Annotated in this window: 11 protein-coding genes and 1 pseudogene; 8 read left to right on the top strand and 4 right to left on the bottom strand. The window is 60.7% G+C overall.

Annotated features, from left to right (window positions below):
* Positions 1-26: 26 nt before the first annotated feature.
* Together Q2T52_RS17250 and Q2T52_RS17245 are read right to left on the bottom strand one after the other, a co-directional pair.
* Positions 27-1,112 carry a rhodanese-like domain-containing protein gene (locus Q2T52_RS17250; RefSeq protein WP_302078037.1) on the bottom strand — a complete coding sequence of 362 codons (1,086 nt, stop codon included), beginning with the start codon at positions 1,110-1,112 and terminating at the stop codon, positions 27-29.
* A gap of 11 nt (positions 1,113-1,123) precedes the next feature.
* Positions 1,124-2,734, bottom strand: a complete 1,611-nt coding sequence (locus Q2T52_RS17245; protein ID WP_302078036.1) for an ABC transporter substrate-binding protein — start codon at positions 2,732-2,734, stop codon at positions 1,124-1,126.
* A gap of 399 nt (positions 2,735-3,133) precedes the next feature.
* On the opposite strand from Q2T52_RS17245, the gene Q2T52_RS17240 reads away from it, so the two are divergent.
* From Q2T52_RS17240 to Q2T52_RS17205, 8 genes and pseudogenes are all read left to right on the top strand, one after another.
* The gene (locus Q2T52_RS17240) at positions 3,134-3,994 is read left to right on the top strand and encodes an NADPH-dependent oxidoreductase (protein WP_302078035.1); all 861 of its coding nucleotides are present in this window, start codon (positions 3,134-3,136) and stop codon (positions 3,992-3,994) included.
* A gap of 169 nt (positions 3,995-4,163) precedes the next feature.
* Positions 4,164-5,219 carry an ABC transporter substrate-binding protein gene (locus Q2T52_RS17235; RefSeq protein WP_302078034.1) on the top strand — a complete coding sequence of 352 codons (1,056 nt, stop codon included), beginning with the start codon at positions 4,164-4,166 and terminating at the stop codon, positions 5,217-5,219.
* A gap of 9 nt (positions 5,220-5,228) precedes the next feature.
* On the top strand, positions 5,229-6,125 hold the full coding sequence (locus Q2T52_RS17230) for an NmrA family NAD(P)-binding protein (protein ID WP_302078033.1): 897 nt from the start codon (positions 5,229-5,231) through the stop codon (positions 6,123-6,125).
* On the top strand, positions 6,116-7,285 hold the full coding sequence (locus tag Q2T52_RS17225) for an LLM class flavin-dependent oxidoreductase (protein ID WP_302078032.1): 1,170 nt from the start codon (positions 6,116-6,118) through the stop codon (positions 7,283-7,285). The genes Q2T52_RS17230 and Q2T52_RS17225 overlap by 10 nt, the downstream gene beginning before the upstream one ends.
* A 67-nt stretch (positions 7,286-7,352) precedes the next feature.
* Positions 7,353-8,559: pseudogene (locus tag Q2T52_RS17220) on the top strand (M20 aminoacylase family protein).
* 35 nt (positions 8,560-8,594) lie between these two features.
* Positions 8,595-10,181: an ABC transporter substrate-binding protein gene (locus Q2T52_RS17215; RefSeq protein WP_302078031.1), complete on the top strand. Its 1,587-nt coding sequence runs from the start codon at positions 8,595-8,597 to the stop codon at positions 10,179-10,181.
* Between the two features lie 207 nt (positions 10,182-10,388).
* Complete coding sequence (locus Q2T52_RS17210) at positions 10,389-10,727, top strand: DUF3088 domain-containing protein (protein WP_302078030.1); 339 nt, start codon at positions 10,389-10,391, stop codon at positions 10,725-10,727.
* A 99-nt stretch (positions 10,728-10,826) separates the two neighbouring features.
* Positions 10,827-12,179, top strand: coding sequence for an LLM class flavin-dependent oxidoreductase (locus Q2T52_RS17205; protein WP_302078029.1), 1,353 nt, complete (start codon positions 10,827-10,829; stop codon positions 12,177-12,179).
* A gap of 201 nt (positions 12,180-12,380) precedes the next feature.
* Here Q2T52_RS17205 and Q2T52_RS17200 read toward each other — a convergent pair whose 3' ends face one another.
* Positions 12,381-13,337, bottom strand: coding sequence for a LysR substrate-binding domain-containing protein (locus Q2T52_RS17200; RefSeq protein WP_302078028.1), 957 nt, complete (start codon positions 13,335-13,337; stop codon positions 12,381-12,383).
* Between the two features lie 17 nt (positions 13,338-13,354).
* Positions 13,355-14,599: an acyl-CoA dehydrogenase family protein gene (locus Q2T52_RS17195; RefSeq protein ID WP_302078027.1), complete on the bottom strand. Its 1,245-nt coding sequence runs from the start codon at positions 14,597-14,599 to the stop codon at positions 13,355-13,357.
* Positions 14,600-14,655 lie beyond the last annotated feature (56 nt).

The raw sequence follows: 14,655 nt of genomic DNA, 5'->3' as shown, positions 1-14,655 counted from the left end.
GCCCGGTCCTGCAAGCAGCGGCCTGTTCAGGCCGCAGCCCGTTCCTCGGCACTGAAGTCGTGCAGCAGAAGCGCGATCTCGAAGCCACGGCGTGCCAGCCAATGGGCCACGATGCGGGCGCGGGCGCCGAGGAGATCGTCGACAAGGACGACCCGTGCGCCCCTGACTAAGAGCGTGCGATAGGCCACACCCAGCAATTGGCCACCCTCCGAGGAGACGGATTGAGGCAGATGTGACTCCGCAAATTCCTCGGGCGTGCGCACATCCAGAAGGTAGGTTGTCCGCTCCGGATCGGAGGCCCAGGCCTTGGCTGTCTCCAGATCGATGAAGGTCAGCTTGTCGTCTTTGGACAAGGTGGCGAGATGTTCTTCCGCAAACGTCAGGGATTGCTCGCTCGGATCGCCGTAGGTGGTCGTCAGACCGTGTTCCAGCGCAAAGCCTGCTTCCGTCCAGCCGCGGGTTCCCTCATCCAGATAAGCCACGAAATTCTCGACCCCGGCATCGATCAGCGTCTGGGCGCCGAGGATTGCGCGCGGCAAGCCCGCGCAGGAAACCACCACTTTCGTTTGCGGGTTCGGTACGCTGTCGCGGAAGCGCAGCAGAAGTTCCGCGCCGGGAATGCCGATTGCGCCCGGCACATGCGCCTTCTCGAATTCGGCCAAGGTGCGCGTATCAATGACGACGACGTCCTCGCCCGCATCCCGCCAGGCCTGAAGTTCCGCCGCGAAGACAACCGGCGTCTTCTTCTCATCCCGGATCTTCTTCACGAAAGGCACGCCCGGCACGTCGAAAGTTGGCAGGTTGTCGGTGCCCTTTTCGACCCACGCAGGAATGCCGCCCTCCAAGGCGTGAATATCGGCCCAGCCGTTTTTCGAAAGCGTCTCGGCAGCCGCAAGGGCCGCTCCCTTGCCATCATCGACCAGTACAGTGCGGATCGAGCGGCGGGGAATGAAGCGGTCGATCTCGGCAAGCAGCCGGTCGGCGGGTAGATTGGTTGCAAACAGCGGCGAGGCATAGCCGACCTCTTCTGCCGGTCGGATGTCGAGAACCGCAAGCTCCTGACCATCGGCAAGCCAGGCCGTGAAGGTCTTTTTGTCGATCTGGTGTGTCATGTCTCTCTCCTTCAGACGCCCGGTTCCAGCCAGATGTCGCCAAAGCTCCAATTGATGCCCTGCGCACCGGTGACGAAATTCTTCACGCGCTTGTTGGCGACGATCTGGCTGCCGGCGGCGACGAGGTCGACGGATGCAACCTCGTCGTGGATGAGATGCTGAAAGCGGCTCCACAATTCCCAGCGCTTGCGTTCATCCGGCTCGATGGCCGCAGCCTCCAGCAGAGCATCGGCCTGGGGATTGTCGTAGTGGGCGGCATTCGAGAAGGGCAGGCCGATCTTGAAGTTCTTGCTCCAGTAGGCGCGCTGGATCCCGAGTGTCGGATCGAATGTGTTCGACAGCGATTCCACCACAAGGTCGAAGGCGCGGTCGGTGTAGACTGTCTTCAGGAAAGTCGGCAGATCGTATTTGCGGATCTCGACACCAATGCCGATCTTTTCCAGCTGGCTGCGGATCACATCGGCAAATCCCGGCACCAGGTAGGAATTGTAGGTCAGCCGCAACTGGAACCGCTTGCCATCCGCCTTGCGCGGAAAGCCCGCCTTGTCGAGAAGCGCTTCCGCCGCTTTGGGATCGTAGGGGTGCGCCGTGACCTTCGGATCGTACCAGTTCGGCAGCGCCGTGCTGACGGGGCTCGGCGAAACCTGCCCGTATCCGAACAGCGCGACATTGACGATTTCGTCCAGGTTGATGGCCTTGGCGATGGCCAGACGCACATCCTTGTTGCGCAGCAACTCGGTGTCGTAGTTGAAGAACAATTGCTGCTGGGGGCCTGAATAGGCATAGGTCGTGGTGTCGATCACCAGGTTCTTGTTCTGCTTCAGGCGCTCCAGGTCGGCCAGCGGCACAGGGTTGTCGCCGATGTCGGCTTCTCCTGTTTCCAGCGCCACGGCGCGTGCAGCCGGGTCGGTCACGATGCGCAGCACGACGCGGTCGAGATAGGGTTTGCCCTTGTCCCAATAGTTGGGGTTCTTTTCGAAGATCAGGTGGCTGCCGGGCACCCATTCGCTGAGCTTGAACGGGCCGGTGCCGATTGCCGTCTTCAGCGTCTGGCCGTCACCGGGCGGCAGTTTCTCGAAGATGTGCTTCGGTACGATCGGCGATTCAGAACTGGACTGGGCCGCCAGCAGGAAGGGTGCCGGCTTGGAGAGCACGATAATGGCCGTCAGCGGATCCGGCGTCTCGACCGCCACGACGTTCTGGTAGGTAATGCGGCCGCGCGGATGCGCCTCTTTCAACCGGAAGATCGAAAAGGCCACATCCTCGGAGGTGAAGTCCGCGCCGTCATGCCACTTCACACCCGGGCGAAGCTTGAAGGTGTAGCGCAGGTTATCCTCGGAGACGGACCAACTGGTTGCCAGAAGCGGCTGCGGCTTCAGATCGAAATCGAAGGTCAGCAAGCCTTCGACGATCTTCGGCCCGATCGCCTGGCCGGTGCCGGAGGAGGTGTTGATGGCAAACAGCGCATTGCCGGGATCGACCCTGTACAGAAGCTTCAACGTTCCTCCAGGAACCGGTTTCGCGGTCTGGGCTCGGACGGAAGAGGGGAAATGCACGGAGAGGGAAGTTCCGGCTGTGGCTGCCAGCAGCAGGCTGTTAAACGTGCGTCTCGTGAAGGACATAGGGGCAGTCTCCTGTGAACGAAGATCAATCCGGTTCGTCAGAGCATCGCGATCGGTTGTCGATTTCAGAAGAATGAATTTCTTTGCGGGTGGCGAAGATTTCCTGTTTGTGGAATTTTTTACTGCAGATAGTGTTTCCAGATGCCACAACAATCCGGCTGCGTGCCATTTGCGGGTTTGACGATCCTCAAAATCCGACAACGGCATTGTCGCAAAAAGTTGAGGCGTGCCACCATTGCGCCGGATCGGCCGAAATGATCTTTCATCCCCTATGGCCCTGTTGGCAGGAAATTCCTCGGCAAGGCGTCAAGGTGGGGTTTTAGTGAGCGGGACAGATGGCGGCGGCCGCCGGGCGGGCGCAGGCCATCGAAATGAAACCCATTCAGGCTAGGAGATTTCATGACATCGACAGTATTACGGCAGGCATCCCCGAAGATTGAGGAGGCTGACCGCCAAAGTCTCTGGCAGGCACGGTATGGCAATGGCCCGGTTCCGGTGTTGCCGCCGGAATGGAACGACACGCTCGAGGTCCTGCTCAATCACCGTTCTTCGCGCAACTACCGCCCCGACGCCCTGCCGGCCGGCACGGTCGAGCTTCTGGTGGCGGCTGCGCAATCGGCGCCGACCTCGTCCAATCTCCAGGCGTGGAGCGTCATTGCGGTGGAAGACCCGGAGCGCAAGGCGCGGCTTGCGGGCTTTACGGGCGGCAATGCGCATATTCTGGCCGCCCCGCTTTTCCTGGTCTGGCTGGTCGATCTGTCGCGCCTGAGGGGCATTGCCCGGCAGCACGGCAATAATGGTGAGGGGCTTGATTTCCACGAGAGCTTTCTGATTGGCGCGATCGATGCGGCGCTGGCCGCGCAGAATGCCGTAGTCGCGATCGATTCGCTGGGGCTCGGTTCCTGCTATATCGGCGGTATGCGCAACCAGCCGGAAAATGTTGCCCACGAGTTGAAGCTTCCGCCTGAAACGGTTGCCGTGTTCGGTCTGACGGTGGGTTATCCCGATTCTGCGGTCGAAACGGATGTGAAGCCGCGCCTGCCGCAATCCACCGTCCTGTTCCGCGAACAGTATGGTGAAGTGCGTAATGAAGATCTCGCCTCCTATGATGAAGCCATGAAGGCCTTCCAGCAGAAGCAGAACCTGCCGCTTTCCGGCTGGACGAGCGTGATTGCCAAGCGCATCGAAAACGAGGCCGCGCTGAAAGGGCGCTCGCAGTTGACGGCCATCCTGAGACGACTTGGTTTCCCTCTGAAGTAATTCCAGAACAGCGGTCAGCGGGCCGGACACTGATCCGGCCCGTTTCACGATATCAGGGACTTTGGAACGATCCGTTCCCAGTCTCACGAGAATATAGTATATCTTTTCTATAGACTTTTTTCTCTTGCGGCTAGCTTGGGACATCCTTCTCTGACAACAGGATGTCGCGATGGCACAGGCCGCTCCCCGTCTTTCTTCCGCCCCGTCAGCGGTGTGGTATACCCGCTGCCCGGCGCCGACGCCGCTTTCCATTGCCGCGCAACTGGGATGGGTGAATCAGGCATTTTCCCGCCATGGCATCGACGTCACATCCATCCGCGACTCCGCCGATCCAAAAATCCGGCAGAGCCATTTCGACCATCACCTCGACTGGTCGTTTCGCCAGGGCGGGAATATCCCGCCGATCTGGGCGCGATCCGGTGGTCGCCATACCCGCATCGTCGGGCTGACGCGCACGGATGAATTTCAGGCGGTCATCACGCTGCCGCATCTTGGCATCCGCCAGGGCGCGGACCTGAAGGGCCGGAAGCTCGGGCTGCCGCGCCGGCCGGGAGACATCATCGACTTCCAGCGGGCGACGTCCCTCAAGGGTATCGTTTCCGCTCTCGAAATTCATGGCCTGACGGCTGCCGATGCCGAGCTGGTCGATCTCGTCGCGCAGACATCCAGCCCCGGCTCGAGCGCCGACGCATCCGCGTTCACGCCACGCCGCAAGCTTCCCTATGGCGAGGAGATCGCAGCCCTGCATCGCGGCGAGATCGATGCCTTCTTCGTCAAGGGTGCGGAAGGTGTCACGGTGACGAGCCTGATTGGCGCCCATATCGTCGTGGAGACGGGATTTCACCCGGACCCGAAGATCCGCATCAACAACGGTACGCCCCGCCCGCTCACGGTGGATGCGACCTTTGCGGACGAGCGACCGGATCTCGTGGCGGACCTGATCGCAACGATCCAGCGCGTGGCGGACTGGGCGGAAAAGCATCCGTCTGATGCCGTGCGTTTCATCGCGAACGAAATCGGGGTCAGCGAGGATGCGGTCAGGACGGCCAACGGTCCTGAGGTTCACCGTCATCTGTCGCTGACGCTGGATCAGGATGAAATCGACGCCATCGCCCACTTCAAGGATTTCCTGCTGGAATGGAAGTTCATTCCGGAAAACTTCAACGTGCAGGACTGGGTGGATCCGCGCCCGCTGGCGCTCGCCCATCTGCGCCAGCCATTGTGAGGGTGGATCATGAGTTCTTCCGTTCTTGTGACCGGTGCGACAGGCAGGCTCGGCCAGCTGGTCACGCGCCGATTGATTTACAGCGGTGACCGTGTCCGGGTGCTGACGCGCCGTCCGGATGAGGCAAGACGTCTATGGGGCGATGCGGTCGACATTGCCCAAGGGGATTTCCAGGATCGATCGAGCCTCATGACGGCCTTGAACGGAATCGACAGGTTTTTTCTTCTGTCTCCGATCAATGAGAACCTTGCGGCCCATCAGATCGCTTTGATCAATGCCGCGGCAGATGCGGGCGTGCGGCATATCGTGAAGATTTCGGGCTCGATTTGGACGATCGAAAACTCCGCCCGCTCCAGAGCTGGCGCTCAGCACCGGCAGGTTGAGGCCCATCTTGTCGAACGCGGGCTCTCTCACGCGGTCATTCGCCCCAATGCGTGGATGCAGGTGTCGCTGGCGCCTGTCATTGCCGCGGCATTGGCGGGGAACGATCTTCCTGCCCGCTATGCCGGAGCCGCGGTCTCCTTCATTGATATCAGTGATATTGCCGACGTGGCGGCGCGTACGCTGCATGCGGGGCTGAACGTGAGCGAACCGCTGGTTCTGACCGGCGCGAAGGCCTTCACCAGTTCGGATATCGCTGGCCTGGTTTCGGCCATTCTGCGGCGTCCCGTTGGCATCGATCCGCAAGCTGTCGCTCTTTCCCCCGGACATGATGACGCGTTTGCCGCGCAGGCGGTCCGGGAGTTCGGCGCGCTCATCGCAGAAGGCCTGGCCGCGCCAGTGACGGATACGGTTGAGCGTGTCCTGGGCCGCAAGCCTGTGAGCTTGCGTCGTTTTCTGGAGCAGCAGCTTGTGCCTGCAAAACGCCAGCCGGAACAGGCTGAGGGAGATATACAATGGCAGTAACGGCTATCCAGGCAACCGGGACCGAATTAAAAGCTCCCTCGGATTTCGAGGAAAGCCCGCTCAGCCGGGCCACGCGACAGCCTTTGATGCTGGGCCTGTTTCTCAATCTGCAGGACATCAACTTCTCAAGTCTGCCGACCAGCAATAGCTGGACCTTCGATTACAACGCCGAACTGGTCAAACGGGCGGACGAGCTTGGCTTCGAGATTGCCTTCAGCCGGACGCAATGGCTGCCGAAGGGCGGGTATGATGGCGAATCCTCGCTCGACAGTTTCATTGCCCTCGGTGCGATGGCGGCGATCACCAAGAACATTCTGCTGATCTCGACGATCCATGTGCTTTACGGGCCGCTGCATCCGCTTCATCTGGCAAAATACGGCGCCACGCTGGATCACATCGCCAAGGGCCGATGGGGCATCAATATCGTCACGGGCCACCGCGCCATCGAACACGAAATGTTCGGCTGGCAGCGCATCGACCATGACAAGCGCTATGAGATGGCCGCCGAATTGTTCGACGTGCTGCATCATCTGTGGGGCGAGACGGAGAATTATTCCTATCAGGGCAAGCTCAATCCCTGGTCCGTCAACAATGGTTGGATCACGCCGAAGCCGCTGTTCGGGCGTCCCAATCTGGTCACGGCAACCGGTTCGCCTGCGGGGATCGATTTTGCCGCGCGCCATTCGGATCTCGTCTTCGTCACCTCGCCGGGCGGGGCGCATATCGATAGCGCCCTGGAAACCTTGCCTGATCACATCCGGGCGATAAAGGATCGCGCGGCAGCCTATGGCCGGCAGGTCAAGACGATCATCAACCCGATCGTCGTCAGCCGTGACACGGAAGCGGAAGCCATTGCCTATGCCGACGCGATCGAAGCAGGCAAGCCCCAGCCGGGAACGCGCGCCTTTGCCACGAACAATTACGACAGCGACGCTCATGCCTGGCGGGGCAGGGGCGATGCCCGTCACAAGCAGGGCCGTAATCTCGGCGGCAATATCGAGATCATCGGCTCGCCGGAACAGGTGGTCGAGCAGCTGATCGGCCTCAAGAAGGCGGGCATCGATGGCGTGCAGTTGAACTTCTACGATTTCCGCGAGGATCTGGAATATTTTGCCGAACGCATCCTGCCTTTGATGAAAGAGGCCGGTCTGCGCCTCTAACACACTGAAACCGAAACTGCCCCTCTGCATGCGTCGCATGCGGAAACAGCTTTTGCATGACCGGAGAATGACCTTGACCACGTCCATCGATCCCGTGACCGACAGCCAGCCGAAGGTGATTGATCGCATTGCCGCCTTCACGCCGGAACTGGTTTCCATCCGTCACGACATCCACCAACACCCGGAAATCGGTTTCGAGGAGGTGCGCACCTCAGGCATCGTGGCGGAAAGGCTCGCCTCCTGGGGCATTGAGGTGCATCGCGGGTTTGGCAAGACTGGCGTCGTGGGCCGCCTGACGGGCCGCCATTCCGGCAATCGCTCGATCGGCCTTCGGGCGGATATGGATGCACTGCCCATGCCGGAAGAGACCGGGCTTCCCTATTCTTCAGTCTATCCCGGCAAGTTCCACGGCTGCGGGCACGATGTACATACGACCATCCTGCTTGGCACAGCGCGCTACCTTGCCGAAACGCGGGATTTTGCCGGAACGGTCGTGTTCATCTTCCAGCCGGCGGAAGAAGGGTTGGGCGGCGCGCGCGCCATGATCGCGGACGGTCTGTTCGAACAGTTTCCGGTCGATGAAATCTATGGGCTGCACAATTCATCGCACGCCTATCCCAACCACTTCAGGGCTTCACCGGGTGCTACTCTGGCGGGGGGCGGACTTCTTCGATATTCATTTGCGCGGGCGTGGTGCTCATGCCGCCCACCCCGATGCGGGGAGGGACCCCATCCCGGCAACCGGCGAGCTTATCCAGGCGCTGCAGACGATCGTCAGCCGCACCATCTCGCCGACGGAACCGGCGGTGCTCTCTGTGACCAAGCTGGAAGCCGGGTCCGCCTACAATGTCATTCCGGAACAGGCTTCCATCAGCGGCACGGTGCGTGCGTTTTCGGATGAGGTGCGCGCCATCGTCCGCGAGCGTATCCGTACGATTGCCGAGCATGTGGCAGCCGCCCATGGTCTGACTGCGGAGATCGACATCCGGGATATCTTCTCGGTGCTGACCAATCATCAGGAGCATGTAGATGCCGTGGCGGCCGTCGCGCGCGACGTTCTGGGCGAGGCGCGTGTCTCGACGGCACCCTCTCGCTTCATGGGCAGCGAGGACTTTGCCGACATGCTGAAGCATGCGCCCGGCGCGTTCTTCACCCTCGGCCATAGCGGAACGGTGCCGGCACACAATCCGCGCTTCGTCGTGGACGACGCTATTCTGCCAGTCGGGGCAACGCTGTTTTCCCGACTGGTCGAGACCAGGCTGAAGGCAGCCTGATTTTTTCATCACCATAACAAAAGAGAGGTAACACCATGGATTTGACACGTCGCAAGGCGCTTCTGCTGGGCGCGGCTCTGGGCGGAGCATGTCTTCTGCCCCGGCTCGGTTTTGCTGCCGAGACCCCGAAGAAGGGCGGCATTGCAACCTTCGTCACCGTCGGCGAGCCGACGACGCTCGTTCCCCTGTCGGACAGCAACACGAAGACGCGCATCGTATCGACCAAAGTGCTGGAAGGGCTCGTCCGGTTCGACAAGGAGTTCAAGCCGGAGCCGGTGCTGGCGGAAAGCTGGGAGCAATCCGTGGATGGCCTGCGCCATACGTTCAAGCTGCGCAAGGGCGTAAAGTGGCATGACGGCAAGGACTTCACCTCCGCGGATGTGAAGTTCTCGCTGCTGGCCTTCAAGAAGGTCGGCCCACGTGGCCGTATCACATTCGCAAATGTCAGCGATGTGGAAACGCCCGATCCGCTGACGGCCGTCGTCGTCCTCTCCAAGCCTGCACCGTATCTGCTGCGGGCACTGGCTGGCGGCGAAACGCCCATCCTGCCGGCGCATCGTTATCCGACTGACAATTATGCCGAAAGCCCAAATGGCAATGCGCCTATCGGCACCGGGCCGTTCATCTTCGAGGAATGGAAGCGCGGCAGCTATGTGAAGCTGAAGCGCAACCCTGACTACTGGCAGGCCGGCCTGCCGCATCTGGATGGATTCGTGACGCGTTTCGTGGGTGATGCGGCTTCCGCCTCCATCGCGCTGGAAACCGGTGAGGCCGACTTCACGACCGACATCGCCTACAGCGACATTGAACGCCTGCGTCAGAGCCCTTCGGTGGCCGTCGATGTCTATACCGATGCCTATCTGAACAATGCGCAGGTGTTCGAGTTCAACCTTGAAAATCCTGTGCTGGCCAAGAAGGACGTACGCCACGCGCTCGCCCATGCCATTGATCGGCAGTTCATCATTGATGCCATCTTCTACGGTACGGCCCAGCCTGCCGCATCCAATATTCCTTCGGTTTTCAAGGCCTATAACGACGAGGCACCGTTCCAGTACAAGTTCGACCTCGCGAAAGCCAACGCACTTCTGGATGCTGCCGGTCATCCCAAGGATGCAAGCGGGACACGCTTCACGCTGCATCTGGCTTTTGCGCCAGGCGATACCTTCAAGAAAACCTCTGAATATCTGCGCTCAACCTTTGGCAAGCTGGGCGTAAAGGTCGAGATCCTGGAAGGCGATCTCGCGACCTATATCAAGCGCGTCTACACAGAGCGGGGCTTCGACATCAACTTGAACGGTATCAGCCGATTGTTCGACCCGACGGCCGGCGTGCAGCGGCTATACTGGTCCGATAACATCAAGAACATCGTGCCTTATGCCAATGCCGCGCATTACAACAATCCGAAGGTGGATGATCTCTTCCGTACAGCGGCGGTTGAAGTGAATGAGACGAAGCGTGCGGAGCAGTTCAAGGAGATCCAGAAGATCACCGGCGAGGACCTGCCGAACTTCTCCGTTGTAGCGCTTCCGACCGTGATTGCCCGCAACAAGCGGATCGAAAATCTCGTGACGACGATCGACATCGCCTATGGCGATCTGTCGACGACCTGGAAACGCAGCTGAGGTGAGCAGGGTCTCCTCAACCTCCCCGGCGCTCCTTCGGGACGCCGGGGCTTTTTGCGTTTCAAGGGATGCTTCAAGAATTTTATGCTGCGCTGGAATGCGCAATTTTTTTCTTCCTTAAGCGGCAATATTGATTGCTGGACGCCGTAACAAGCAGAGCTCAAGCTGCTTCCAGAGTTGATTTTCCCAATATGGATGGCGCGTCGCATGGCAAAAGACAGACTGTTTCTCATCGCTCCCGGCTTTGAAGATCCCAAGCATCCGGGCACGGTTTTCGTCTGCCCGTACTGCAATCAGGTGGAGGGCTTGCTGGCGAGCTTTCCTGCTCTCGCGGAGAAGATCGAGGTCAAGCGCGTCGGGTTCCTGCGTCCGAGGGCGGACGTGATTGCCGTTGTTGGCGAGGAAAACCAGTCGCTGCCCTTGCTCGTGTTAGGCGACAATCCGCCGGAAGACGCGCGCGAGGCAGACGGTGTTCATTTCGTGCAGGACACGAAACGCATTCTTGATCTTCTGGCGGAGCGCCACGGTTTTCCCCGCCTGCACTGAGCGCAGTAATGCAAACCATCATGTTTTTTAGGTCGGCATCGGATTGATCCGAAAACCGGTTCCCACTTTTCGGTCCGATGCCCCAGGAAGGAGACCCGCATGACAGTGCCTTCACGCTCGCTTGTTTTGAACGCTTTCATCTACCCTGCTGGCCATCACGAGGCGGCCTGGCGTTATCCGGATTCCGAACCGCATCGCGTCACCGACATCAAGCTCTATCAGGAGATCGCCCAAAAGGCTGAGGCGGCGAAGCTCGATGCGATCTTCTTTGCCGATGCGCCGGTGCTGGATGAAAATATTCGCTATGCGGCGCGACACCGGCTGGAACCGATCACCGCAATCACGGCACTTGCTGCGGTGACGGAGCGGATCGGCTTCATCGCGACAGCCTCCACGACCTATTGCGACCCTTACAATCTCGCGCGCCTGTTTGCGTCAGTGGACCATATCAGCGGTGGCCGCGTGGGATGGAATATCGTTACGACCTCCGTCGATCGCGCGGCGGCCAATTTCGGGCTTGAGAAACATCCGGTCCATGCCGATCGCTACCGGCAGGCGACAGAATTTGTCGATGTCGTCACCAAGCTCTGGGACAGCTGGGAAGATGACGCCCTGGTGGTCGATGCTGAAAGCGGACTGTTTGCTGAGACCGATCATATCCATCCGATTGAGCACAAGGGCGAGTTCTACAGCGTGCAGGGCGCCTTGAACCTGCCGCGCTCGCCACAGGGGCGTCCGGTCTATGTTCAGGCAGGCTCGTCCGATGATGGGCGTGCGTTTGCCGCGCGCACTGCGGAAGCAATTTTCACAGCGCATCAGTCGCTGGAGAGCGCGCAGGAATTCTATGCGGATATCAAAAGCCGTGCGCGGGGTCAGGGTCGCAATCCCGATCATGTCAAGATCCTGCCGGGCCTCAGCCCCTTCATCGCTTCCACCGAGGCCGAAGCCAAGGCACTGGAGGATAAGTTCAACAACCTCATCCAGCCGGCCTTCTCCCTCCAGCAGCTGCGCCGCATCATTGGTGTAGATCTGTCAGGCGCGGATCTCGATGCTCCCGTGCCGAAGGATGCCGTCGATGCCACTCGTGCCCGTGCTGCGGCCAGCCGTCACCAACTGGTTCTTGACGTCATCGATCGCGAAAATCCGACGCTCCGTCAGCTGCTGCATCGCCTGGCCGGCGCACGTGGCCACAAGGTCATCACCGGCACGCCCGAGAAGGTGGCGGATTGGATCGAACTCTGGCATTTGAGTGGCGCGGCTGACGGCTTCAACATCATGCCGCCTTACCTGAAAGGCGGGTTCGAGATCTTCGCGGACGAGGTAGTGCCTATCCTGCAGCGTCGCGGGTTGTTCCGGCTGGATTACGAGGGCAAGACGCTGCGTGATCACTACGGCCTGCCGCGGCCTGAAAGCCTCTACACGGCGGAAAGAAACCGCAAGGCGAGCGCATAATCAGAGTGTCGCATAGAGTGGCGGGCTTTGCCCGCCATACGCTTGATGACAAACCGTGACGTTCTCATTTCGTCATCCTCGGGCTTGACCCGAGGATCCACGTTTTGAAAGGTTTATGGATGGTCGGGTCAAGCCCGACCATGACGGAGGAGAGGTTGTCCCGGCTTTGCAGCAGTCTGACCGGGCACAGCCCGCCATTCCTCAATGGGCAGACGGTGGAAAGCCCTTCGCTTCCTGGTGAAGGAGACCAAACAGGGCTTCCACCTGCGGCAGGCGGCGCCGATCATCGGATGCGATGAGATAATAGGGCGATGACACCGGAATGGCTCTTCCGAACGGGCTGACAAGGCGGCCCGTCTGCAATTCGGCGGAGACGAGCGAGTGTCTTGCCAGCGCAATGCCATTCCCCGCCAGCACGGTTTCGATCAAGGCGGGAATGCTTGTAAGGCGCGGGCCTTTGCCGGACAGCCGGACAGGAAAGCCGCAGGCCCTGAGCCAGCGTGGCCAATCCAATTCCGGTTCTGCCTGCGCGTCGTAGATGACAGGCACATCCCGCAGACGGTGCGCGCCCTCCTGCAATTGATGGCGCGCCGCAAAGCCGGGTGTGCAGACGGGCAGAATGCTGTCCGGCAGCAACAGTTCGCAATGATGTCCGGCGAGTGGGTAGCTCAGCGGCAGTATGGCGCAGTCGGCTTCCAGCCGGGCGAGATCGGCCTCGCCTGAAATGGAGCGCTCGATCACCAGGTCGGTGTCGCCTATGCCTTCATCCAGGAGATGCAGACGTGGCGCCAGCCAGCGGCTGGCAAAGGCATCATCCACCAGCAGCCGCAGCGTGGTGCGACGCCCCTGTGCGTAGAGCGCACCAAGGCTATCGATAATGGATTCGAAAGCGGCAGAGAGGCCGGGATAGAGAGAAGCGCCGGCAGGCGTCAGCACCAGTTCGCCACGGTTGCGGCTGAACAGGACTTCGCCCAGATGCGTTTCGAGAAGGCGGATCTGCTGACCGATGGCCGCCGTCGTGACATGCAGCTCATCTGCCGCGCGGGAGAAGCTCGCATGCCTCGCCGTGACCACGAAAGCCCTCAGGGCTGTGAGCGGCGGCAGCCGGGAAAGCCCCGGCAAGGGTTGGGTCGCTCGAAGGATGGCTGACGGTCCCATGACGATCCTATCGTTGTTTAGAATACGCGGCCTTCGAGAAGATGCGTCTTGGTGCCGTTGAGATAGAAATCTCCCACCACGCGCGCCTTGTGCAGCAGCGGATTGTGGTTGTAGACGGTGCGGATATTGCGCCAGTAGCGGTCAAGGTTCAGGTCGCGCGATGTGGCTGATCCCCCGCCCAGTTCGAACACCTTGGTCGCCGCCGAAAGCCCCAGTTGTGCGGTGATGATCTGCACGCGCGAGGTCGTCAGGGCGCTTTCCGTCAGCGCATGTTCGATTGCCTCTTCATCGCCTGTCGCAAAGGCGGCAACGGTTCGATCGAGGGCACGGGCACCTTCGCGGATGAGTGTTTGAACCGCGAATGCCGCAGCACTCAACTCGCCCACGACATTCTGGACGAAGGGGTCCTCGCTGGCCGTATCGGCAGCACTATGGGCTGCGGCGCGGGCCTGCTTCTGGACGTAGCGGATACCTTCATCCACCGCGCCCTGAACGGCCCCTGCCGCGGATGCCGCCAGATGCAGCTGGCGCATGGTGGAGCAATGGCGGCCGACCAGCGATCCTAGCGTGCGGTCGGAAATCTCGTGGCGGTAGACCAGCACGTTTTCGAGCAGAACACCGCCGCTGGCCGTCATGCGCTGGCCCATGCCATCCCAGTCATCCAGGATATTGATGCCTTCGCGCGTGACGGGCAGAAGGTTGTAGGTTGGCTTTCCGTCCTCATCCACGGCGCTGAAGCTGGCGAAGTCGGCAAAGGCAGTGCCCGTCGCGTACCATTTGCGGCCATTCAGTCGAAAATTCTCACCGTCGCGGGTCAGGCGCGTGGTGATTTCGCCGGGCTTGTGCGTGCCCTGTTCCGTGTGCGCACCGCCGAACAGCTTGCCATCCAGCACGTGTGCAAGCAGCGTGCGCTCTCGCTCGCCCGGAATGCCGCCCAGCACCAGCCCTTCGGTAAAATTGAAGTGGCTGCGTAGTGCATGCGGCACGTTACTGTCTGCCGCGCCGAGGATCATCAGCACTTCGATATAGTCGCTGATGCTGCCGCCGGGCCCGCCAAGCGCCTGGGGAATGCGCAAGGTTCCCAATCGCGCCTTTTTGATCTTGTCGAAGATGTCGAAGGGCAGAACCCGCTCGCGCTCCCGTCGGGCCGCATCCACCGCCAGATCGGCGGCAATGCTTCGCGCACTTTCAATCAACGCCTCACGGGAAAAGGCAGAGGCAGGTGCAGGGTCGGCAGGCAAGGATCGCAACGTACTGGGCATGACGGGTTTCCGGTGAAGGGGAGCAGGGGACGGCGGCGTAGATCCGCCGTCCGAGG

Source organism: Rhizobium oryzicola (assembly GCF_030504645.1).
GTDB classification, from domain to species: domain Bacteria; phylum Pseudomonadota; class Alphaproteobacteria; order Rhizobiales; family Rhizobiaceae; genus Neorhizobium; species Neorhizobium oryzicola.
This window is presented reverse-complemented; position numbering and strand designations above follow the sequence as displayed.

Coding starts and splice junctions, on each gene's coding strand:
- Q2T52_RS17250 (WP_302078037.1), bottom strand. CDS start 1,112: ATGACACACCAGATCGACAAAAAGACCTTCACGGCCTGGCTTGCCGAT.
- Q2T52_RS17245 (WP_302078036.1), bottom strand. CDS start 2,734: ATGTCCTTCACGAGACGCACGTTTAACAGCCTGCTGCTGGCAGCCACA.
- Q2T52_RS17240 (WP_302078035.1), top strand. CDS start 3,134: ATGACATCGACAGTATTACGGCAGGCATCCCCGAAGATTGAGGAGGCT.
- Q2T52_RS17235 (WP_302078034.1), top strand. CDS start 4,164: ATGGCACAGGCCGCTCCCCGTCTTTCTTCCGCCCCGTCAGCGGTGTGG.
- Q2T52_RS17230 (WP_302078033.1), top strand. CDS start 5,229: ATGAGTTCTTCCGTTCTTGTGACCGGTGCGACAGGCAGGCTCGGCCAG.
- Q2T52_RS17225 (WP_302078032.1), top strand. CDS start 6,116: ATGGCAGTAACGGCTATCCAGGCAACCGGGACCGAATTAAAAGCTCCC.
- Q2T52_RS17215 (WP_302078031.1), top strand. CDS start 8,595: ATGGATTTGACACGTCGCAAGGCGCTTCTGCTGGGCGCGGCTCTGGGC.
- Q2T52_RS17210 (WP_302078030.1), top strand. CDS start 10,389: ATGGCAAAAGACAGACTGTTTCTCATCGCTCCCGGCTTTGAAGATCCC.
- Q2T52_RS17205 (WP_302078029.1), top strand. CDS start 10,827: ATGACAGTGCCTTCACGCTCGCTTGTTTTGAACGCTTTCATCTACCCT.
- Q2T52_RS17200 (WP_302078028.1), bottom strand. CDS start 13,337: ATGGGACCGTCAGCCATCCTTCGAGCGACCCAACCCTTGCCGGGGCTT.
- Q2T52_RS17195 (WP_302078027.1), bottom strand. CDS start 14,599: ATGCCCAGTACGTTGCGATCCTTGCCTGCCGACCCTGCACCTGCCTCT.